Raw genomic sequence first — 21,970 nt, 5'->3', positions numbered from 1 at the left:
TTATGACATTCAACATGGCAATTAATTGAGCGTTTAATTTCTCTATTCAACCACCTGTAGGTCCCGCTTTTAAATACTCAGAGTCCGCTCACACCACCACTTACCACTAGTTTCATCGCATCGGCAGCACTCATATCCAGATCTTTCACTTTTTCTCTTTTCACAATACAAAGCTGACCTGCAAAAGAGTACGACAAAGGAAAATAAACCGCAACATCGTCAGGTAAATTCAGTTTATGCAGATCGTTCTGTGTAAGGAAACCAATCTTTTTCAATCCACCTTCTACCTCCACCAATACCGGGTGATTAAATTTCTTTTCATCGCCCACAAACGCTTCAGTTAAATCTTTAATAGAAGAGTAGATGAAATTAAGTAAAGGCAAGCGCTGCATCATCCTCTGGAACCAATTGTACATCGGCTCGGTAACGAGATTAGTTACAAAAATACCTGCCAGTAGAATAATGGTTAAAACAGTTAACAAGCCTAAACCAGGGATGTTCCTGCTTTCACCCGTCTGCGGATTAACCCCAAGTATATTATTGACATTCAGCCAGCTATCTACAGTGGTAACCGCCCAGACCACAATAAAGATACTCACAGCGATGGGTACCACAATTAATAAACCTTTGATCAAATAGTTTAAAATAGCTTTCCCGATTTTGTTCATGCTGCAAATTTATTTAAAAATGTTCAATAGTCGGTAGTGAATGGTTTATTAGTTCAATAGTCATTGGTTCATTGGTTAGCATGGCTTATAATCTGCATCCAAACTAATGACAAATGAACCAGGTTATCTGCATCCAAACTAATGACTATTGAACCAATGACAAATGAACCAGGTTATCTGCATCCAGACTAATGACTATTGAACCAATGACAAATGAACCAGGTTACCTGCATCCAGACTAATGACTATTGACAAATGACAAATGAACCAGGTTATCTGCATCCAAACTAATGACTATTGAACCAATGACAAATGAACCAGGTTACCTGCATCCAGACCAATGAACTATTGAACCAATGACAAATGAACCGATTTATTCATAAAAATAAACCCGTTTAACCCGCTGAGAAATATTGGTTAAAATCTCGTATGGAATGGTACCTGTATCATTTGCCAGTTGCATAATGGTATGTTCCTGATTAAAAACAATGGCCTCATCTCCGGCTTTTACTTCTAAACCTGTGATATCCAGCATGGTCATGTCCATACAAACGGAGCCAATAGTGGGTACCAATTGTCCGTTGACTAACATCTTCCCTACGCCATTTCCAAATGCACGGCTATAGCCATCTGCATAACCAATTTTTACCGTTGCTATTTTACCGCCATTGGGCATCCAGCCTTTCCTGCTGTAGCCCACACTTTCGCCGGGTGCTATGTTTTTGACCTGGGTGATGGTCGTTTTTAAAACCATTACCGTTTGCAGACCCTGATTCTGCTGCAAACCGGCATCAAATCCATAAAGGCCGATTCCTAAGCGAACCATGTCCAGCTGGCTGTCGGGCCACCTGCTGATGCCTGAAGTATTAGCGATGTGCAATAGCGGCTGATAACCTAAAACACGGATCAGTTTTTTTGCGGCCAGATCAAAGATATTTATTTGCTGACGGGTAAAATCATCATGCGCTGCTTCCCCGCTGGCCACCAGGTGAGAAAAAATACTTTGCACCCTAATCAGCAGGTTATCTTTAAGCAACTTCACCAGATCATCAATTTCTGTTTCGTCAAAGCCTAAACGGTGCATACCGCTATCAATTTTTAAGTGAACCGGATAATGCAGAATATCTTCAGGAAGCGCATTTAAAAAACTATTCAGCACGCCAAGGCTATAAATTTCGGGTTCTAAATGGTGTTTGATAATGGCTTCAAAAGCAGATTCTTCCGGACTCATCACCATGATGGGCAGGGTGATGCCCGCTTTCCTTAAGGCAATTCCTTCATCTGCATAAGCCACCGCCAGATAATCTACTTTATGAAACTGCAAGAGATTGGCAATTTCAAAACTTCCGCTTCCGTATGAAAAAGCTTTCACCATAGCCATTATTTTTACGCCAGGCGTAAGTTTAGCACGATAGAACTGGAGGTTCGCCACCATGGCATTCAGATCTATCTCCAATACTGTATCATGTATTTTCTGCGTCAGGATCTTACTGATCCTGCCAAATTCGAAACGCCGGGCACCCTTTACCAAAATGGTTTCGTGGTTAAACTGTAAGCCGGGAAAAGCCTGTAAAAAAGCATCGGTATCATCAAAAAAGTGGGTTTCGCACTGAAAAAGTTCCGCATATCCGGCCATCTGTTTTCCGATTCCAATGAAACGGTTAATCCTTTTCTGCTGCAGTAAACCAGCTATTTCAGTGTATAAAACCAAATCTTCTTTACCGGTTTCAAATATCTCGGAAAGGATAACTGTTTTTTTAGTGTGCTGATTTTGCTGGTTCAGGAAATCAAGTGCGATAACCAGTGATGAAATATCAGCACTGTAAGAATCATCGATTATGGAACACTGGTTAATGCCATTTTTCAGTTCCAGTCGCATGCTTACCGGCGTCAGTTTTTCCAATCGTGAACCGGCTTGTTCAGGTAAATAGCCCATGGCCAGTAAAGTGGCCCAGCAAATAATGCCATCTTCTATTGATGCCTGATCTTTAAATGGCAAGCTGCAGCTGATTTCCTGATTCTGGTAGATTGCCCGTAAGTGGCTGCCTGATATACCATGTTCTACCTCAATAACACGAAGATCAGCACCTTGTATGCCACTCCAGCTAAACCTCTTCTGCCCCGGCAATACCGGCAAATCAATTTCAGCAATGTCATCCGGTGAGTAAATCAGCAGTTCGCATGCTGTAAAAAGCTTGAGTTTTTCGGTCAGCTTTTCTTTTCTTGAAGCAAAGCCTTCCGCATGTGCTTCACCAATATTGGTTAAAATCCCGATTTGTGGCTGAATAATTTTGGCCAGGGTTTCCATTTCACCCACAGCAGAGATGCCGGCTTCGAAAATACCCAACTGGTGGCCGGCATTGATTTGCCAGATAGATAGTGGCACCCCAATTTGCGAATTATAACTCTTCGGACTCCGGATGATATTAAAATCAACAGCCAAAAGCTGATACAACCATTCTTTTACGATTGTTTTTCCATTGCTTCCGGTGATGCCTATGGTTTTTAAATGGAAATGCTGACGGTGTGCTACAGCCAGTAACTGCAGTGCAGCCAAAGCATTTTCTACCAGGATGAAGTTACAATCAGGATATGATGCAATATACCCCTGTTCGGTTACCACAAAATTCCTGACCTGTTTCTGGTAAGCATCTTTAATAAACTCGTGCCCGTTCCGGTGTGCCGATAAAGCAAAAAACAAGGAATTTTCCGGAACCATCACCGAACGGCTATCCACCACCAGGTACTGAATGCTAAGTTCTTCATTACCTAAACGGGCTTCAGCACCAAGAATTTCTGCAATTCTGGAAATGGTATATATCGGGTTATGCATCATATTATTCAAAAAATACGTTAATCGCCATTATTTTTTGCGAATTTCATCAATTAATTATGAAAAGCGGCAAACAAGAGACAGCAATATTAGATAAAAAACAGGCATTGGCCAAAGCAGAAAGTTTTTGTGTTTACCAGGAACGTTCTCAAAAGGAAGTCCGTTATAAACTTGTTGAATGGGGTATGCGTGGGGATGAGCTGGAAGAGATTTTATCAGAACTGATTGTCAACAATTTTTTGAATGAAGAAAGATTTGCAAAATCGTATGCTTCAGGGAAATTTAACATAAAAAAATGGGGGCGCCTTAAAATTAAACAGGGCTTAAAACTGAAAGGCGTTCCGGATAAGATCATGCAAAAGGCACTGTATAGTTTGGATGAGGAGGATTACCTGCAGACTTTAGAAAATCTGGCGATCAGAAAAGCAGATACCTTAACCGAATCGCACCCTTTAAAAAGAAAAATGAAGCTGATGACCTACCTTCAGGGGCGCGGATTTGAAAATGATTTAATTTTACTTGTACTGAAAGACAGCAATTTAAATTAAATATTAAATTTTTAATAAAAAATCCCTTGACAGAAATATAAATCTGTCTATATTTGCATCACCAAAACGAAACGGCATATCAGTTTTGTTTCATGCGAAAGTAGCTCAGTTGGTAGAGCACGACCTTGCCAAGGTCGGGGTCGCGAGTTCGAATCTCGTCTTTCGCTCTAAATGCCTTCTTACCAGGAGGCATTTATTTTAAAACATTAATCTTACCGGGGATCCGGATAGACTAATGCTCGGGTGGTGGAACTGGTAGACACGCAGGACTTAAAATCCTGTGCTTTCAAAGGCGTGCGGGTTCGATTCCCGCCCCGAGTACTTCAAAAAAATCGAAACAGGAAACCTTTCAGTAATGGAAGGTTTTTTTGTTTACTTGAGTTTTTGGATCAATCAAAAAAAGCTGGGAACACGGGCTGGATCAGGATGAATATTCATGCAGATCTCCGATTTTTACGGACTAATCATCATGATAATCTCATCACTTTCTCATATATCATCTTTTCATTTTGACAAATGTCAAATACTGACCATCAATATGTATTTTGTAAATTTACTAAGACTATATTTGAACAGTTAAATTATAGTTGTCAAATTATTCCAGTAAAGTAAGTCTCATATAACAATCGTTTGCATAAGGTAAATATAAAACCATTATTTTCCTGTTTAGGGTATATAATTTTATAAATTATCATTTAGTCAAATGTTGTAACAGATCAAAAGCTGTAATATTACTCGCTAATCCCATGGAGTTTATCTCAGATATACCAGATCTTAATTTGCCCATTTCGTTTTTAGAGGCGGGCGGGATTAGAAAGCATGAGCCTTCAGGAAATATGTGGTCTCCGGCAACAACTAAAGGAATAGATTCGAAGTTAAACAACGTCAATTACATCTTCCATAATTTAATTAACCAGATTTCAAATAAGGAATTTATCTTTTTAAAAACTTCTTTCCTGGAAATGAGTATGCGAGTACATCACTTAAATAAAGAGATGGAAAAAATACGGCACATGGTAGAACAAAAAGTAAAAGAACTAAAAAAAAGGCTGAAATCGCATCAGGAATTTTTCTCAAAAATTGCGATGATCAATGACACGCATATTAGCACAGCAGCTGTGAAAACCGCCGATGAAATTTCCGCCATTCAATATGAAATAAACAATTTACAACACCATAGAAGATATAACGTGCTTTCTGACCGTTTACATAAGGCGCGAATAATTCCTGTAAGTACACTGGAGCGGCATGAAATCGTCAACCTGATTGGTCTCGGCCTGCTGGAGGAAATCCGGTTTCCGTTTAGCCTGAAAAAAGAAGATAAAATATTTATCCAGACCAATTCTTCAGGTGCTGATGTAGAATTGAAAGAATGCCGCTATTGTTATACCACTTTCGGACAAGCGTTTATGGAGGTATGTGAAGCTGAAAAACATGTATTCAGATCAATAATTTAAAAATAAAAGTCGCGTTTCCGAAAGCAAAATAGCCTTTCAACTATACTTTGTCAGCAAATTCAAAAAACTTAATCTTTTAGGCTCGTTCTGCAAATGCCTGCCTGATCAATAACTGGTTTTTAATAAATTAGTTTATCAATGGAAGGATGTCATAGCGTTTTCCCGGTTTTGTACTAAATGTAAGTTCATAGCCATTTCCCGATTTTTCAGATAGAAGCTTCAGGTGTTTCAACCTGAAGGGATGTGCAGCTTTCACCACACAAACCCCGCCTTTTTCAGCAGTAATCTTGCCGTAAAGCAACCGGCCATCCTGCCATTTCATATCCACCTCAAAACCTCCTCTTGCCTTTAGGCCAGATACCATACCATCTTTCCAGGCCGATGGCAAAGCCGGCAACAGTTCAATAGCGCCATTATAACTCTGCAAAAGCATCTCTGCAATGCCTGCTGTTCCGGCAAAATTCCCGTCAATCTGAAATGGCGGATGTGCATCAAAGAAATTGGCGTAGGTACCTCCTTTTGATTTTTCATTGGCATCCACATAATTTAATAATTTCCGCAACAGCAGGTAGGCATGATCACCATCTTTTAACCTCGCCCACCAGTTAATTTTCCAGCCCCTGCTCCACCCTGTTCCGTCATCCCCCCTAATGGATAGCGATTTTGCCGCTGCCTTAAAAAATTCAGGCTGATCCGGCGTAATTTCTTTCCCCGGATAAAGACCAAAAAGGTGTGATACATGGCGGTGATGAATATCGGTTTCTTCAAGATCCTGATACCATTCCAGCAATTGTCCGTTTTTTCCAATCTGCAATGGATAAAGCTTTTTGATTTTGGCCTGCAATGTATCCCGGAAATCCAGGTCTGTGTTTAGGATTTGTGCCGATTTGATCACGTTACTGAAAAGATCGCGAATGATGGACATATCCATTGTAGTGGCAATGGATACGGACTGTGCCTTCCTGTTTTGATCATAAAAAGCATTTTCAGGTGAGGTGGAAGGCGCCGTAACCAGGTAGCCGTCTTTAGTCGGAACCAGCCAGTCGAGGCTGAATGCTGCAGCAGACTTCATAATGGGATAAGCTTTTTTCAGGAAATCCTTGTCCTGCGTATATTGATAATGTTCAAACAGTTGCTGGCAAAGCCAGTTCCCACCCATCGGCCAGTTGGCCCATAAAGGATCTCCGGCACCAAAATCGCCTACCGGATTGCTCAATGCCCAGATATCTGAATTGTGATTAGCTGCCCATCCCCTGGCGCCATAAAACTGCCTTGCAGTAGACTTACCTGTTTGTGCTAAATTGCCGATAAAATCGAGCAGCGGAAGATGCATTTCGGATAAATTGGTAACCTCAGCAGGCCAGTAGTTCATTTGTGCATTGATGTTAATGGTGTAATTGGAGCTCCATGGCGGCCGCACCATATTATTCCAGATACCCTGAAGATTTGCCGGCGGACCTCCGGGACGTGATGCGGAAATCAAAAGATACCTTCCGAATTGGAAATAGGTAGTTTCCAGTTCCGGATCTGGTGTTCCGGAAGAATAGGCTTTTAACCTTAAATCAGAAGGCAGCTGGCTTTGCACCTTGTTCTTATCCTTACCCAGTTGCAGTGATACCCGATTGAAATAGTGCGTATAGTCTTGGTGGTGGCTCTTCATTAAATCGGTATATGTCTTTTTCACCGCAGCCTGAAGTCTTTCCCCGGCAATTTTATCTTCATCAAGGCCTTCACTGTCCGGACATTTATCAAAGCCGTTAAAACTGGTTGCTGCCGTAATATAGATGGTAGCATCCGAAGCATTTTTAAGTTCAATTAAATTTTTACCTGAAAAAATTTTTCCATCAGCAGAAACCACTTTTATCCTGAACTGAAACCGCATGCCCTTGCAGCCTGAAGTATCATTATAGGTTATGGGCTCCACCTTTTCAGGGTTATAATAAACTGGCAATACATTTGCCGGAGCTTTTCCCTGTACAATCATTTCACCGCCATCACCAATATTTTGATGGTATTTCAACAGGCTATTTGCGGCTATAGAGAAATTTAATGCACCCTTTTTACTGGCCTGAAGCCTGATTACCATGACCTGGTCGGGAGCAGAAATGAATGCCCTGCGAGAATATTGTACACCATTAACAGTAAATAAGGTGGTGGTTAAAGCACTATCCAGGCTCAATGCCCTCCGGTATGCCGTTGGTTTCTGGCCCTTTAAATCCTGTTTAATGATGACATCTCCCATTGGCAGATAAGACTGGGAGTAATAGCCCTGCATTTTCCTGGTCAACTGATCTGCCAGGCCATAATCCTGGTGTTGTAACAAAGCCTCCCTGATTTGCGGCAGATATTTCAAAGCATCAGGATTAACGGATTGCGGAACTGGTCCACCGCTCCATAAGGTGCTTTCGTTTAACTGTAGTAGTTCTTCATCTACCTTGCCATATACCATTGCCCCGAGTTTACCGTTCCCTAAAGGGAGTGCCTCCACCCATTTTTCAGCCGGCTGCTGGTACCAAAGTTTAAGGTTTTGCTGTGCAAAGGATTTTTTAGTGCTGACAATCAGCACTAAAACAACTGACAAGGTAACGGCTATAAACTTATTGAAGTTAAATTTTTGCATTTGGATTAACCTATTTCTCATATCAAAACATCAGGTTCTAATTTTTTCCCATTGTGTAAATCAGAATAAACAATTTAACACCGGGCTGAAATGTAGCTTACAGCATGCATATGCCTGATCTGCGTAATTTCATTTAAAGGTGCTCAATATATAAATCTTTATACATTAATGCTTATTAATTGCAGGCATTTTGTTTAACAATTTCATGGTTTTCAACATAGCTGAAATTCCGCATTATTGATTTACAAAATCTTCACCGCAGTTTATGAAAGCATCTGAAAATTCAATTTGAAACTCAATTAACCTTGAAATTAAAATTTTATAAATTATTTTTGCATGTGCTATTTATATTCCTATATTTGCAACCCCAAAGGGAATACAGCGATTGTATTATCATGCGAAAGTAGCTCAGTTGGTAGAGCACGACCTTGCCAAGGTCGGGGTCGCGAGTTCGAATCTCGTCTTTCGCTCTAAATGCCTTCCTACCAGGAGGCATTTATTTTAAAAGGTTAATCGCCTGCTCGGGTGGTGGAACTGGTAGACACGCAGGACTTAAAATCCTGTGCTTTCAAAGGCGTGCGGGTTCGATTCCCGCCCCGAGTACTTAATGGGAAGCACATGCTAAAAGATGTGACTTCCCATTTTTATTTCCTTTAACTTTTTAGCAGTCAGCTAAGCTCAATCCCCCTAAAAAGGGATATCCCAAATGGTCAATCCAGCCCGAACGATTAAGTGACTATAAAATTTGCATTTGTATTTTTTTGTTAATACTTTCAATTATAAATTAACAAATCTCAAACAACATGTTACCTATCAATTATTTTGCCGGGCCGGAGGCCTACAATTCCGATTTTTTCAACAGTACAGCCGAGGCATCTTTTGCGGTGTCAACCCCCTACCTTGTTGCCCAGGGCAATATCAGTATTCCGGATGTAACCGTGAGTGGCGAAACCGTAAGTTTCAACAACATAGCCTTTACTGTATTGACCAATTACATTAATCCCGGTCCCAATTCGTCAGGCGAAAATTATTACACCGAAACCCCTGCGGCTTTTGAACCGGTATGGCCGAAACCCTTATATCCTGATGCGGTATTTACTCCGGTTACAGGTGCTGGCGGCGGTACATTTACCGGCACACTAGATTGTGTGGGGTTTGGCTGCCGTGTCATCACTGCTGTGGGCAGTAATGATCCGCAAAACAATGCCTATAGCCTGTTACATCAACAGGTTGATTTTGATGCGATCCATTTTGCTGCACCTGGAATTGTACCCACGGCATTGGAAATCGCGATTGCCTTCCCGGTACTTTTACCAGGCCGGTGGAGTTATGTTGCGGGTTGTATATCCGCAAGCACCATTCAGGAAGCTGAAAACGAGGAATCTCAAAAACTGAATCAGCCACTCAAAACCTATACCGGTGAATCGCAGAGCGGACTATCTACTGCACAAGCCGGAGATATTGTATCCTTTGGTTATACTGCCGGACATTCTAACGGCCATTTCATGGTGCTTACTGCGGTACCAGAACGTGTACCACTTGATGAAGTGCTTAACCCGGAAAGCTTTGTCAAACAGGTTTACCGCATTTCCGTTTATGACAGTACGGATGCGGGAGGCTCTTTACATTTCAACGATTCCAGGAGAAACAGCAATCCGCAGAGCTGTGGCATCGGCTATGGTGAATTACTGCTACTGGCCAACGAACAGGATCAGCCTGTGGGATTTGTGTTTGGCCCCGAAGAACGCCCTCATTATGTCACCGGCTTAAGCCAGCTGGCAGACGAACTGGTGGTAGCTGCCATTACCGTTGCCCGTTTTCAATAACCATTCACCGTTTAAAACCTCAACCATGTCTACTGAAAATTTAGCTGTAGCAGATCCGCACTGGAATCTGAAACACCTCTATGAACATATCCAATACGCCGCAGACCTGGAGCTGTGGACGATTCCTTTTTACATGTCGGCCATGTATTCTGTTGTGAACCGCAGCGCAGAACCGTTTCAGCTGATCCAATCTGTTCTTCACCAGGAGATGCTGCATTTACAATGCGTCGCGAATATCGGCAATGCCTATGGTTATCGTCCTAAAATCAGCATGCCTGTTTATGAAGGACAGACTATTCCACATCTTGATTTTAACCTGGATGTACCAAATCCTACGCAAAACTATCAGCCCTACACTGCCGAAATAGGTCCGCTGGATATGTCCCGGATCAATGCCATGTGCCTGATTGAATATCCGGAATGGGATTCTGCGACCCAGCCATCGCTCAAACAAAATATAAAGGAATATGCCAATATTGGCGATTTCTACCGTGCACTGCGTTATGGCGCCAGCCTTTTTAAAGACCGCATTAAGGGCGGTGTAAACCAGGTAAACTATTTTTCGGCTTATTACAGGCTCATGCCAGGTATGACAATCACCGAAAACGGAAATGCCGGTTTCAACCAGGTGAGTATGCTGATTGATCTGATCACTGATCAGGGAGAAGGTTCAAATGCCAGCCAGGGCAATGATCCGCTGATCGCGAATTTCCAGAACACGGCAGATGACCCGGAACAAAGCGCTGATCATTTTGAAAAATTTGAACAGATCAAAAACAATACATCGCTACAGGATACCTATGCATTTAAACCGCTAAGCGATTATACCGATTACGACCGGCAACTGATCGAAATATTAAAAGAGAACTTTAATAAACTGCGTAACCGGCTTGATGCCCTTTTTGTTGGCGAAAACCCGGATGATTTTATACCCGCCATGGTCAGCGTAGGCGCAGCCATTCAAAACTGCTGGAAAAACGGCGTGACCCCACAATTCAGTTAACCTTAAAAGATTCAAACCATGTCAGTAAATAAAGTATTCCGCATACACCCTACCATTAATTTTGCGCGCATAGGCACCAGTAAAGCGTATTATCTTTCGCCAGAAACCAGTGCCGGCTTGCCGCTGGCGGGTTCGGCAACGACGGGAGGACTGCCTATTAAACCAGGAACGGAAAATGAAGTCATAGCGGCGACCGACCTTCGCGATGAGGATGGTTACCTTAAAAGACAGGCGGCCCGCTTCCGCTTATATTATTATGAATTAGACGGACCTGATGCTTATCCCTGCCCCGCCAAACCTGCGGAAGTAGTTAAGGGGACCACGCTTGCTGACGGACGGGTGGTTAAAGATATCATCTGGACGGTGCACCTGGCCAATAAAAAGGCTGCTTCCTACAATGTGGTACCGCTGGTGGGTATCAATGCATTCCAGGACGGTTTTCCGCAATTGCGCAACCCGCAGGTATACGGTACAACAGGTACTGTAGCAGACCCGATCCGCTTAAGAAACCTGGTGATTGATCCTGGTCCGAGGGCTGTTTCCGCCATTGCGAATAATAAAGCCAAATTCAATGCAAAAACCCCGGCCAGTTACTGTTCAAATGGAAAGATTGAGGAAATCACCGCCTATCCGGTCACCTTCCCTGCCGGCGAACTGCATTACCCCGCTGGCAAACTCGATTCATTGGGTGAGGTACTAACAGACGAGCAAGGCAGATTACTGGTATTGGCTGCTCATGGCCATACCGCTGCAGGAATAGATGAATATGGCGATCCGGTACCTTGCACAGGCGATCTTAATAACGCCAGCTGGTATGATGACGCTGCCGATGGGCCTGTATCTGCCACCATTGTCTTTGAAGATGGCAGCTTTCAGGAGGCTTTTAATGCCTGGGTGGTTTGCTGCGATCCGGCTTATGCGCCGCAGATCCGCAATGTTGTTTCCACCTGGGATGATGTTTATGATACCTGGGTAAGGGAAATGAACCTGCAGCCGGAACTGTTTGATGCCGAAAGTTTTAATCCGGCCTTTCTCCCGGCATTTGAAAGCATGGTGAGGCCGGTATTCAGGGCTGCGTTACTGCAACGCTGGACCGTAAACCTACCCCGAATGGCCGTTAAAGCACATGAAGCCGTGGATGCCATCACCGGCGCGGACAACCCTGACAAAACCATCATGGCCGGACTGAATTTTATCAGAAATCCGAACCTTACAGGTACCCCACAGTCTGAAGTGAACACCGGTGTACCGCTCATGCCTTTATCAGTGGGTGATGCCGGAACATCCTTCCTGACGGTGACCAAAACCCAGTATTTCTTTTTGGAACAATGGAGCAGGCACCAATTTATTGATGGTGAGGGCCAGCAGCTCGGCAAGGGTGAATACCTGGATATGGCATCCCTGAGCAACTGCCTCGGCGGCCGGTATGTACCCGGCATTGAAATGAGTTATATCGTGAGATCAACAGATATCTACCAGCAAGACTGGCAAACAACCGGCGCAGGACCGTTCAGATTGAAAGCCAGCCCCCTAAATTATGCTTCAGCGAATAAAGCGCCATTTTTAACTGCCGGATGGTTTCCGCTGCAGGAAGACCTGAGTGGTCTGGAGCCCGGTGACATGACCAAGTTCATGGCCATACCCTGGCAAACGGACTATAATTCCTGTTCCATACACCAGCCAAGTATTAATACCAGCGGCGTAAATAAAACGAATGGCAATGGTACAACCCTGTATTGGTCGTGGCCCGCACAACGGCCTGATGCGGTTTACGTATCCAACCAGGTGGTTAATAATGTTTTACCTAAACAGCAATGGGCCATCAGGGGAAAAGGCACTTATTCGCTGGATACTAAAAGTGCCAGTACTTTCCAGAAAGCCAATCAATCTGTAAAAGACTGGGATAAGCTGGGCATTGTTGTGCAGGGTACGGTGATTGGACCTGACTACGATCCGGATTATTACCTTGAGGTACAAAACCAGTTTGATGAAACCATCATACCGGATAACCCGGCACTGGAGTGGCCCTTTAACACCAGTCCTTCTGCCAACAACCCCATTTGATGCGGAGCGCAGCATATGATGTAGTGATCATTGGAGCCGGGCCGGCCGGGCTTGCAGCAGCCATAACCCTGAAAAAACATGCTGATGTACAGGTGCTGGTTATCGATTCGGGAAAGGCTGACAAGATCAGGGCGGGGGAAAGCATCCCACCCGCCGCCCTGTCTTGCATCAGTTTTTTAGGTTTAAGGGACATTTTTGACCGTGCAAACCATTTTGCCTATCCTGGTCATGTATCGGTTTGGGGGCGTCACCTGGCCGGATTTAATGATTCGGTACTTGACCCGATGGGTCCGCCGTGGCGGCTAAACCGGCCGGTATTTGACTGCATGCTGGTGGAAGCGGTAAGCCGGCATCAAACCACTATCGCCTGGGAAACACAATACCTGAGCCGGCAACCCGCTCTCGATGGTTTTGAGCTTACCCTGTATGACCGTGTTAAACGGCAAAATTACAGCTTACGTGCAAAAATGGTGATCGATGCATCCGGACCTGGTGCGCACTTTGCCCGTTCGTTAGGCATCAAAACACATCTTCAGGATCAACTGATCGGTTTACTCAGGTTCAGTTCCATCAACGCCGGAAAACTGACTGCCCAAACCCTGTTAGAAGCAGATCAAAACGGATGGTGGTATGCAGCCAAACTACCGCAAGATAAACTGGTCAGTATGTATATCACCGAAGCCCCGGTGCTCCGGCGAATCAATATGGCTATGGCTGAAAATTTTTCCAAAGGCATTAGCCAAACCCAACTCCTTGCTGCCCATTTAGCGCCGGTTGCGCTAAGCGATCATTGCTTTTATAAATTTCCGGTCTACTCCTCCCGTTTGGAACAAGTGTATGGAAAACATTGGCTGGCTGCCGGCGATGCTGCCCTCTGCTTTGATCCAATTGCGGCGCAGGGCATTTACAAAAGCCTTTCAACTGGCATTAAAGCCGGAAAAACAGCATTGGCCATGTTAAAAAGCAATGGCCATGACATGAGCGCGGCGGTGCTGTATCAAAACCACATTGACGATTCCTGGCAGCAATATATTGATCAGCGCAATCAACACTACCAGCAAGAACAACGCTGGCCGGAATCCGTATTCTGGCAGAAACGGGCAGAGACTAAAGTATACCCGTATAAAATGATGCAGGAATTCAATACTTAATTTGCAGCAGCTGAAATTGATTTCACATCCCTGGAAGATACAAGCAGAACTCATATCTTCCAGGAAAACGGCCGCATACCGCAGCCGGAGTGGAAATTCTGTTTGTGGCTTTAAAGTTAAATAATGGTTTTGCGGGTGCTTAACCTGTTTAACGGATCATTTGCATAATTTCTCTTGATGTCTTTCAGCTTGGCATAACTCTCCTGAAAATACACAGCAGTAGGGATGCTGGCATCTTTGAAGCTGATAAATGCACCGTATGTTTGCGGAAAATCAAGATCCCGGCACCATTCCAACCAGTCCAATGCTTTATTTACATACTGGTCTGCCTGTTTATTAACCCCGTTCTGGTTCCACCATACCTGATACTGTATGGTGTAGGGACTGCTTTTGTATGGAAATGCACTGCCATCATATTCACCTCTTTTCTTTTTATTGATCTCACTGTTATATTCTGTATAAAAGGAGCCTGAAATAGCCCCGAGGGTGATATAACAGGCTAACCCGGCATCAAATCCTTTCTGTTCGAGCAAGTCAGACTGCAGACTTTGAATTAAAATTTCCCGACCGGCTTTACCCAGCCCGCCACCTTCATGACCTGCCTTCACCAGCTTTGATGTAATTTTCCGCGGTGCGGGATCATCAACCTCTGGCGGAATAAATTCATAGCTTTTCAATCCTGAATACTGAAGCGGTGAATTACTGTTATCTTTCCAGTCAATCACCCGGTCCCAGGCAGAAAGACCGCCCCAGAAACTGTTGCTATTTAATCCATTCTCACCGGGATCTGCTGATAATCCATCCTGGAACGTCACATCATCAGGCGTCAAATCAGAATGGAACCATTGGCCAATTACTTTCCGGATCGCATTTTGGTCAACATCACTGCTCTGGTAATACCCATAAAAATAGCATCCCTGACCAGTTGATTGATCATCGCCTGATTTAGCCATTATTTTTAAGTTTGTACCCAGCAAATCAGGGTTGTCGCCACTGATAATTTCTTCCCACTTTTCCAGTATTTCCAATGCCTTTCCATTTTTCCAGGACACGGTAAATTTGGTGGTGTAAGGGGGAAGCTGAAATGTTTTATAGACTAAACTGGTCACAATGCCATAGCTCATGCCGCCGCCGCCACGGAGTGCCCACAGCAATTTCCGGTCATCATCGGTCATGCTGGCTACCGGCTCGCCATTTGCTTTTTTGGGCAACAGTTTTTCATCCCATAATTCCTTTACTGTTCCATCACCTAAAACAATCGTTACGCCGGCCAGGCTTTCGCAGCCCATGCCTTTGGCGCGTGTCCATGGCCCCCAGCCACCACCAAATGAAAATCCGGCAACCCTTACCGAATGGCAGGTACCATGAGGGATCCCTACCCCATTCTGATTTAACTGCGTAATCAGATCAATAAACTGGATGCCCGGGTCAATGATGGCGTAATTGTTATCCTGTTCCTTTTCCAGATTAAAAACCTGCACACTGTTCATACCAGAAAGGTCTATCACCAGGGCATCTGTACCCATGCACTCCCCTTCATGATCATGTCTGCCGGAACAAACCCTGATCGGCCCATCGAAAAAAGGGATCATCTTCACAATGCTCTGTACATGCTGCGTTGTAAAACACATCGCAATATATTTTGGCATAAACCGGTAATAGCGGTTATGGATTTTTCTCTGTTGATCATAATAGTAGGTTTTACCCTGATAGGTGATCTCTTTTTTTTCAATCTGAAGCAACGGCGGAAATCCTTCGCTTATGGTGTCTATAATATCCGGCCGATCGGCCAATTCTTCAAACTGACTGCGCATACTTTCTATATACGGACGAATCTGCTCGCGCTCCGAAACGCCGTTTTCATAGCTTACATCCAGCTTAGAGAGGAAGTCTAAAATTTTTGACATCGTTAAATTGTAATTTAAATACGTGTTGTGATCCGGAAGATAACAGGCTAAAGAGCGCTTTTAAACAATTCTTCGGCTTAAAAAGCAGCCTGTTTTGCCTGTTAACCTGTATTGATCAGCATGAATACATGAATGTAATGTTTGATTTGAAAAAGCGTCAGCCCCTCATGACGAACATGTGGAGGCTGACGTATTGAATTTGCGCTATATCCGGCCTTTAACAGCCTCATCAGATGTTATCCGCATAATGACCAGTCTTTGTTCAGTACCTCATCTTCACCTGGCCGGTCATTTTTATAGGCAATGGCTTCCGGAATGTCCACCTCGGGCAAATGCACATGCACAATAAAATTGGTATCTTTTACATCAAGTTTTTTAAGCACATCTTCCAGCTCATTCATAGTAGACACTTCGAAACCTTTGCCACCAAAAACATCTGCTAATTTGGCGTATTTCCACTGGTGCATTTTATTATAAGGGTAAACCTCGTTCATATGCTCTACCGGATAATTTATTTTTCTATCGGCCGGCCTGAAAGGGTTTGGATTCGTGAGCATTTGTTCGATCCCATAAATGGTGTTGTCGAGAACAAATACAATGGTATTGTGCCCCAGTCTGGCCTGGTTGCTGATGGCCTGACAGGTTTCCTGGAAAGCTCCATCACCCACAAAAACAATCACCTGCTTTTCAGGTAAGGCACACTTGACGCCTACGGCAGCTGGTACCGAATAACCGATAGAAAGCCACGAGGCCTGCGCCACAAAACCATTGGCTTCTTTAATACGCAAACCTTGCGCACCCAGTAAGGAAAAGCCGGAATCAGAAACCACCACATGATCTGTCGTGATGAATTGATTCATCCGGCCAAAAAAGCTGTCGTAGGTAATTGGCAAATCAGCATCTTTCTTCCGTGGTTCAACCACAAAAGTTGCATCGGCCACTTTCTGACTACTATCGTACATATGATGGGGTTTATACGCCACGTCTTTGAGTTGCCTGCGCAGTTCGCTCATAAAATCGCCCAGTGATACGTTGGGTTCAAACTGTGCACCGATCCGTACCGATGAATGGTTGGCCAGGACGGTATGCTCCCCCCAAATATTAAAGCCACCCAGGTTTTTACCTGTGGTCCAGGCACCGAGCCCGATTTTGACACCGGCTTTCTTAAACCGTTCCTGCACATCTTTTGGAGAAGCATTGCCATTAAAAACACCCCGGAAATACCGGTTGCTTTCTGAAACGACTGATTTGCCCATGATGGAAGTGGTAAATTCAATCTTCGTCTCTTCCACTAACTTTAGAAATTCTTCCTGTAAGCCTTTCCGCTGAATTTCTTCACCGGCCCAAAAAATGGGCGCACCAAATTCCTTAATCAGTTCTACCGTTTTCTTTGCAGCCTCCACAGCATTTTGCGTGCAACTCCTATAACCATTAATCGCCAGTTTATGCTTCGGTGCTTCACAAGGCATGCGCCATACATCTTCAAAAACCTCGAGATAAACCGGCCGGCCATAAATCAGGCAGGCCATCAATACAGCGTCTATTTTATAGGGTGCATCTACACTGCTCATCACCAGCTCTGCAGCAACGGTAACATGGCGATATACGTTGATGTTGCTATACATGTCGCCGGTCATGTGTGAGGCCAGCAGGCCTTCGCCAATACTTTTCATCTGATCGGCATTGGTGGGCGAACCATTGATCACCAGTACCGGGCAATGCTCTACATACGAACCTGCCGTAGCATTCAGCAAGGTAAAAGCACCCACGCCATAGGTCACTGCTACGGCAGCAAAACCCTTCAGCCTGGCATAGGCATCGGCGCAATGGCCGGCATTAATTTCATTCGTGTCGCCTATAATGTTTATTTTATCTGCGCTTTCATCTTCATCAATGGTATTTAAAAAAGGAGCCGAATAATTACCCGCTATCCCAAATAAATGGGTCAGGCCAAGCTCCTTCAGCCGCAATACCAAATATTTTGCAACGGTCATGTCTGTTAAATTTTCCATGGTGCTCAGGATTTAAGATCAACAGCCAACGGATTAATTACAGGTGAATCGCCATGAACAGCAGCTTCCTTCAGCTCATTCAGGTAAACAGGTGTTTCATTGATCTCAAGTGCCGTGCGTATTCCTGATTCAATGGCTCCTTCTATCCATGCATGTTTCAAAGAGGCATGTTCACCGGCGAAATGGGCCTTCCCCTCCCATTCTGTTTTTACAATATGCTTTTGCAGTAAATGCAACTGGCCGGGGTTAAATATGGCTGCTTCGCCGAAAGCATAAGGGTCCTGCATCCAGCTTTGGGTTGCACCGCCTATAATATTACCAGGATCGGCATTATTGCTCTGGTCTTTCTTTTCTTCACCACGGGTGACATGCAGTACTGCCAGACCTTTGATCCGCTTTTGTTCGGCCAGGTCCTGAGGTGCGTGGATAACGGCCACATTGTCCAATGCAATATTGTACCTGTCGATATCACTCATAGAATCCCATCGGCTCGCCTCATCAGACCAGCAATAGGAGGCCAGCATCAAACCGTGCCCGTCTTTACCGATATCCTGACTAGGATAATAAACAAACCTGTTGGACAGGTCAGTAATGGTACCACCGCCAACTATCCCATAAGGTTCTTTTTCCCACCAGCGCTCCTTAAATTCGAGCAATACCTTGGTTGCAGAATCGTAATGGAGTTCACGTATCGCTCTTCGTTTTTCCTGACTGAATTTCGGCCACACATGCACCATCCGGAATGCTGAAAAAGGAATGGTAACGATTACTTCATCAAATTCCATGCTGTCAAGCCTGTGGCTGTGCACGGTGTATTCATCTTTTTCCGGATGTTTCGTTTGATGGTCTTTTTCGCGGTCGGTGGTGATTTTAACCTTTCCCGTTTTTTCATTGATCCAGAGTTTGGTGACATGGCAATTAAAATAAATGTTCTGGTGCAATTCATGCTTTTCGAAAAATCCGGTGGTCAGCAAGTCTGTACCGCCAATAATCTGCCAAAACTGGGTATCATCCTTAATCACGTTGGATTCGATAAAACTCTGGATAAAATCATAGGCCAGACGCGATTCCAGGTTTTGCAACACGGCGATCATTTCTATGGCATTCTGCGAATACAGCGACTCCATTAAAAAGCGCATCATCGAATAATTGCCATAGCGCTCGATCAATATCGGCCAGTTTTTTTCAGGGTTTTGCGCCAGAAACGCTTTTAATGGATTAAGCAATGTACCCAGCAGCTGATCAGCACGCTGGTTTTCAAAGTTATTGGGACTGGTTTCCAGGTGATAATCCAGTAACTGGTTCACATCAACACCTTTTTTATAATATTCACTTTGGATCACCCTAAGGTAATTCACAAACAAGAGTGATTTCCGTTCCTGTTCGGGCAAATCTTTACGGGTGCCATTTTTATAGGCGATGGCCTGCTCTTTATTTACCGAAACATAGTAAAAGGGTTCTGTTTTCAGTTCAAGCTGTTTAATATATTCCATGACCATCAGGTGGATGCTGGGAATGCGCATGGCACCCGCTTCGCAATACAGGGAGTCATCTTCGAAATACTTTTTTCCGGCGGTATTGCGGAAGGTTTTGATCCGTCCGCCAACACGGGTATTGGCTTCTGCGATAGTAACCTCATGCCCAACCTGCTTTAACATGGCCCCGGCAACCATACCTGCCATGCCGGCGCCAATGATCAATACCTTTTTTTTCTTTTTGGGGTCAGGAATTTGTGTGCGGATGTAATGAAGATACTGTTGGATAACAGGGTCTGCGCTTTCATCAAGCAGACCATGGAGATAATTTTCCATTTAATGAGAGTGTTAAGAGTGATTAATCAGTTTGTTTTTGTATGATAAATATAAATACAAAATTATGATTTCAACAAATAACTGCTATTAAATATGAGACAACAGCAAAATAATCCAGATAATATGAATCAAGCACTCACTTCAGATATGTATTAAATTTTATGCTCGAAAATATGATTGACCAGCACTACAAGAATAACAACAATTGCTTTTATATAACAGATTACTTAGGCATATTTGCTTTCAGAAAATCGAAGTATTCTCCATCACTGTCTTCTAAAATTTCATCACCCGCCATTTAAAACATTCCAGCTAAACATCCCCCCTCCTTAAACCAGCAAGGCAGTTAAAACTCAGGCTTCACCTCTTTATTCCAAATATCCTGATATTCATCAGGATGGCGCTTAAACTGTGTCGCCACGTAAGTGCATAAGGGAATTACCTTCAACTGATTGGAACGGGCATAATTACTCATGGCATCTAACAGCAGTTTAGCATATCCCTTCCCTTCCTGATCTTCATCTACTTCTGTGTGATATACTTTTAGATCACCACCCAGAATCTCCACGATCATTTCGCCAATTTTCTTATCCTCATCAAACAGGTTGAATGCGGCAGGCTCCTCCCCATCATGTTGAAATTTAACTTCTGCCATAATATCATTTATAAAACAATTTATTTTTCTTCGTTATCTGCATTTGTTTTCCCTTCTTCATAGCGGTCTTCCCCACTTTCATCTTCATGTACAATTAAGGAGTTTGGTGCTGCACCTGCGGGGTTCCCCCCTGTTCCGGTTGTTTTGGGTGTGCGCAGTAGGTCATCGTTTGCCTGTACATCTGCTGTTTCGGCCACATCTGTGTTGCCCAGTGCCTGCTGGCTTAACTGTTCCTGATCTTTTTCTTTTCTTTCATTTACTTCATCCAGAGGGGATGAGTGTACTGTTTTATTGCTCATATCATTTCGCTTTGATTAAGGAAACAACAATGCGAAAATCTGAATGTTTCGATAAATACTTTCTTTATCTCAGCTGACGGTAAACAAAAAAACAGTATCGGGGTTCGATACTGTTTTTTTAAGATCACTAGCTGTAAATGATCTGGTAGTTCACATTCACCCGTTTAGGATAATTGCTTTCCTTTTCATTTAAAGATACAAAGGCCGCATTGGTGTGAACCTTTGCCTTCAATGCGTGTTCGTAATGAAATTGAATGGTTTTTTCGTAATCTTTTTCTGTGTACATGGTGTTTTCTGCTAACAGATTCCGATCATTCAGATCTTCTGGCAATAAAGTGATGTCGCAATTTCCATCACTTATTTCTTTTACTAGATATTTCATTTTTGTTTAAATGTTGGTTTCCGCGCTCTAAACTATCTTCTGCGAAAGCACCAAAAATATGGTAAGTCTGCGTGTTGCATGTAATCTGAAAGTTAATTTTAAATTATTTATACCTGTGAACGTCATTCACCTTGCTTTAATTTATGATTTCAATCTTTTAAATACGTTGAAATTATTTATCTTTAGGTAAAGATCTCACCATGAATCATCTCCAACCCATAAAAGTAGAAACACTGATTGATGTCCCTGTTGAAAAAGTCTGGACATTCTGGACGCAGCCGCAACACCTTACCGAATGGACCTTTGCTTCCAGCGACTGGCATGTTCCATATGCTGAAAATGACCTGAAAGTGGATGGAAAATTTAAAACCACCATGGCTGCAAAAGATGGCAGTATGCAGTTTGATTTTGAAGGCATTTATGGCGTAGTTGATGCACATAAACGCATTGCCTATCAATTAGCCGACGGGCGGCAGGTGGATATTACATTTGAAGAAATTAACGGACAGACCAAAGTGACAGAAGTTTTCGATCCGGAAAATCAAAATCCAATTGAAATGCAGAAAGAAGGCTGGCAGTCTATCTTAAACAATTTTAAAAAATATGCAGAAGAACACGCATGGTAAGTATCATGCGCAACGTTAACCAGTATTTTTTTGATCACCCATTTCACTTGACCCACGTAACATTTCGATGATTATTTGATTCGCATAATTTTTGATTTGAACTAAATA

Annotated in this window: 16 protein-coding genes and 4 tRNA genes; 11 read left to right on the top strand and 9 right to left on the bottom strand. The window is 43.5% G+C overall.

Annotated elements, in window-relative coordinates; all coding sequences use genetic code 11:
- Nucleotides 1-77: 77 nt before the first annotated feature.
- Together CBW18_RS18430 and CBW18_RS18425 are read right to left on the bottom strand one after the other, a co-directional pair.
- The gene (locus CBW18_RS18430) at nt 78-668 is read right to left on the bottom strand and encodes a DUF502 domain-containing protein (protein WP_088302849.1); all 591 of its coding nucleotides are present in this window, start codon (nt 666-668) and stop codon (nt 78-80) included.
- 373 nt (nt 669-1,041) lie between these two features.
- Complete coding sequence (locus tag CBW18_RS18425) at nt 1,042-3,504, bottom strand: bifunctional UDP-N-acetylmuramoyl-tripeptide:D-alanyl-D-alanine ligase/alanine racemase (protein WP_371566967.1); 2,463 nt, start codon at nt 3,502-3,504, stop codon at nt 1,042-1,044.
- Between the two features lie 56 nt (nt 3,505-3,560).
- On the opposite strand from CBW18_RS18425, the gene CBW18_RS18420 reads away from it, so the two are divergent.
- The 4 genes from CBW18_RS18420 (at nt 3,561) to CBW18_RS18405 (ending at nt 5,506) form a co-directional block, all read left to right on the top strand.
- The gene (locus CBW18_RS18420; RefSeq protein WP_088302848.1) at nt 3,561-4,049 is read left to right on the top strand and encodes a regulatory protein RecX; all 489 of its coding nucleotides are present in this window, start codon (nt 3,561-3,563) and stop codon (nt 4,047-4,049) included.
- 94 nt (nt 4,050-4,143) lie between these two features.
- Nucleotides 4,144-4,216 (top strand) — tRNA-Gly (locus tag CBW18_RS18415).
- A 70-nt stretch (nt 4,217-4,286) separates the two neighbouring features.
- Nucleotides 4,287-4,370: transfer RNA gene (locus tag CBW18_RS18410), tRNA-Leu, on the top strand.
- 425 nt (nt 4,371-4,795) lie between these two features.
- Nucleotides 4,796-5,506 carry a hypothetical protein gene (locus CBW18_RS18405; RefSeq protein ID WP_088302847.1) on the top strand — a complete coding sequence of 237 codons (711 nt, stop codon included), beginning with the start codon at nt 4,796-4,798 and terminating at the stop codon, nt 5,504-5,506.
- Between the two features lie 127 nt (nt 5,507-5,633).
- Here CBW18_RS18405 and CBW18_RS18400 read toward each other — a convergent pair whose 3' ends face one another.
- Nucleotides 5,634-8,126 carry a glycoside hydrolase N-terminal domain-containing protein gene (locus tag CBW18_RS18400; protein ID WP_088302846.1) on the bottom strand — a complete coding sequence of 831 codons (2,493 nt, stop codon included), beginning with the start codon at nt 8,124-8,126 and terminating at the stop codon, nt 5,634-5,636.
- Between the two features lie 397 nt (nt 8,127-8,523).
- Between CBW18_RS18400 and CBW18_RS18395 the strand changes: the two genes are divergently transcribed.
- The 6 genes from CBW18_RS18395 (at nt 8,524) to CBW18_RS18370 (ending at nt 14,170) form a co-directional block, all read left to right on the top strand.
- Nucleotides 8,524-8,596: transfer RNA gene (locus tag CBW18_RS18395), tRNA-Gly, on the top strand.
- Nucleotides 8,597-8,645: 49 nt separating this feature from the next.
- Nucleotides 8,646-8,729, top strand: a tRNA-Leu gene (locus CBW18_RS18390).
- A 200-nt stretch (nt 8,730-8,929) separates the two neighbouring features.
- Nucleotides 8,930-9,952, top strand: a complete 1,023-nt coding sequence (locus CBW18_RS18385; RefSeq protein ID WP_088302845.1) for a hypothetical protein — start codon at nt 8,930-8,932, stop codon at nt 9,950-9,952.
- A 25-nt stretch (nt 9,953-9,977) separates the two neighbouring features.
- Nucleotides 9,978-10,955 (top strand): ferritin-like domain-containing protein, encoded by a 978-nt coding sequence (locus CBW18_RS18380; protein WP_088302844.1) that lies wholly within the window; start codon nt 9,978-9,980, stop codon nt 10,953-10,955.
- Nucleotides 10,956-10,973: 18 nt separating this feature from the next.
- Complete coding sequence (locus tag CBW18_RS18375) at nt 10,974-13,019, top strand: LodA/GoxA family CTQ-dependent oxidase (RefSeq protein ID WP_088302843.1); 2,046 nt, start codon at nt 10,974-10,976, stop codon at nt 13,017-13,019.
- A complete protein-coding gene (locus CBW18_RS18370) occupies nt 13,019-14,170 on the top strand; it encodes an FAD-dependent monooxygenase (protein ID WP_088302842.1) in 1,152 nt (383 codons plus the stop codon). Before CBW18_RS18375 ends, CBW18_RS18370 begins: the two co-directional genes overlap by 1 nt.
- 116 nt (nt 14,171-14,286) lie before the next feature.
- Here the strand turns inward: CBW18_RS18370 and CBW18_RS18365 are convergent, their stop codons facing one another.
- The 6 genes from CBW18_RS18365 to CBW18_RS18340 all read right to left on the bottom strand — a co-directional run bounded on the left by CBW18_RS18365 (nt 14,287) and on the right by CBW18_RS18340 (nt 21,236).
- Nucleotides 14,287-16,077 carry an FAD-dependent oxidoreductase gene (locus tag CBW18_RS18365; RefSeq protein WP_088302841.1) on the bottom strand — a complete coding sequence of 597 codons (1,791 nt, stop codon included), beginning with the start codon at nt 16,075-16,077 and terminating at the stop codon, nt 14,287-14,289.
- Between the two features lie 236 nt (nt 16,078-16,313).
- Nucleotides 16,314-18,089, bottom strand: a complete 1,776-nt coding sequence (locus tag CBW18_RS18360; protein WP_216359266.1) for an alpha-keto acid decarboxylase family protein — start codon at nt 18,087-18,089, stop codon at nt 16,314-16,316.
- Between the two features lie 5 nt (nt 18,090-18,094).
- A complete protein-coding gene (locus tag CBW18_RS18355; RefSeq protein ID WP_088302840.1) occupies nt 18,095-19,900 on the bottom strand; it encodes an FAD-dependent oxidoreductase in 1,806 nt (601 codons plus the stop codon).
- Between the two features lie 346 nt (nt 19,901-20,246).
- On the bottom strand, nt 20,247-20,555 hold the full coding sequence (locus CBW18_RS18350; RefSeq protein WP_088302839.1) for a GNAT family N-acetyltransferase: 309 nt from the start codon (nt 20,553-20,555) through the stop codon (nt 20,247-20,249).
- Nucleotides 20,556-20,575: 20 nt separating this feature from the next.
- Nucleotides 20,576-20,854, bottom strand: a complete 279-nt coding sequence (locus CBW18_RS18345) for a hypothetical protein (RefSeq protein WP_088302838.1) — start codon at nt 20,852-20,854, stop codon at nt 20,576-20,578.
- A gap of 127 nt (nt 20,855-20,981) precedes the next feature.
- Nucleotides 20,982-21,236, bottom strand: a complete 255-nt coding sequence (locus CBW18_RS18340; RefSeq protein ID WP_088302837.1) for a hypothetical protein — start codon at nt 21,234-21,236, stop codon at nt 20,982-20,984.
- Between the two features lie 200 nt (nt 21,237-21,436).
- On the opposite strand from CBW18_RS18340, the gene CBW18_RS18335 reads away from it, so the two are divergent.
- Nucleotides 21,437-21,862, top strand: a complete 426-nt coding sequence (locus CBW18_RS18335) for an SRPBCC family protein (RefSeq protein ID WP_088302836.1) — start codon at nt 21,437-21,439, stop codon at nt 21,860-21,862.
- Nucleotides 21,863-21,970: the final 108 nt, after the last annotated feature.

Origin of the sequence: Pedobacter sp. AJM (assembly GCF_002197755.1) — a bacterium.
GTDB lineage: Bacteria > Bacteroidota > Bacteroidia > Sphingobacteriales > Sphingobacteriaceae > Pedobacter.
Note: the sequence above shows the minus strand (reverse complement) of the source record. Positions and strands in the feature narration are given on the sequence as shown.

Excerpts from the sequence above, each read along its gene's own strand:
- CBW18_RS18430 (WP_088302849.1), bottom strand. The coding sequence starts at position 668 with ATGAACAAAATCGGGAAAGCTATTTTAAACTATTTGATCAAAGGTTTA.
- CBW18_RS18425 (WP_371566967.1), bottom strand. The coding sequence starts at position 3,504 with ATGATGCATAACCCGATATATACCATTTCCAGAATTGCAGAAATTCTT.
- CBW18_RS18420 (WP_088302848.1), top strand. The coding sequence starts at position 3,561 with ATGAAAAGCGGCAAACAAGAGACAGCAATATTAGATAAAAAACAGGCA.
- CBW18_RS18405 (WP_088302847.1), top strand. The coding sequence starts at position 4,796 with ATGGAGTTTATCTCAGATATACCAGATCTTAATTTGCCCATTTCGTTT.
- CBW18_RS18400 (WP_088302846.1), bottom strand. The coding sequence starts at position 8,126 with ATGCAAAAATTTAACTTCAATAAGTTTATAGCCGTTACCTTGTCAGTT.
- CBW18_RS18385 (WP_088302845.1), top strand. The coding sequence starts at position 8,930 with ATGTTACCTATCAATTATTTTGCCGGGCCGGAGGCCTACAATTCCGAT.
- CBW18_RS18380 (WP_088302844.1), top strand. The coding sequence starts at position 9,978 with ATGTCTACTGAAAATTTAGCTGTAGCAGATCCGCACTGGAATCTGAAA.
- CBW18_RS18375 (WP_088302843.1), top strand. The coding sequence starts at position 10,974 with ATGTCAGTAAATAAAGTATTCCGCATACACCCTACCATTAATTTTGCG.
- CBW18_RS18370 (WP_088302842.1), top strand. The coding sequence starts at position 13,019 with ATGCGGAGCGCAGCATATGATGTAGTGATCATTGGAGCCGGGCCGGCC.
- CBW18_RS18365 (WP_088302841.1), bottom strand. The coding sequence starts at position 16,077 with ATGTCAAAAATTTTAGACTTCCTCTCTAAGCTGGATGTAAGCTATGAA.
- CBW18_RS18360 (WP_216359266.1), bottom strand. The coding sequence starts at position 18,089 with ATGGAAAATTTAACAGACATGACCGTTGCAAAATATTTGGTATTGCGG.
- CBW18_RS18355 (WP_088302840.1), bottom strand. The coding sequence starts at position 19,900 with ATGGAAAATTATCTCCATGGTCTGCTTGATGAAAGCGCAGACCCTGTT.
- CBW18_RS18350 (WP_088302839.1), bottom strand. The coding sequence starts at position 20,555 with ATGGCAGAAGTTAAATTTCAACATGATGGGGAGGAGCCTGCCGCATTC.
- CBW18_RS18345 (WP_088302838.1), bottom strand. The coding sequence starts at position 20,854 with ATGAGCAATAAAACAGTACACTCATCCCCTCTGGATGAAGTAAATGAA.
- CBW18_RS18340 (WP_088302837.1), bottom strand. The coding sequence starts at position 21,236 with ATGAAATATCTAGTAAAAGAAATAAGTGATGGAAATTGCGACATCACT.
- CBW18_RS18335 (WP_088302836.1), top strand. The coding sequence starts at position 21,437 with ATGAATCATCTCCAACCCATAAAAGTAGAAACACTGATTGATGTCCCT.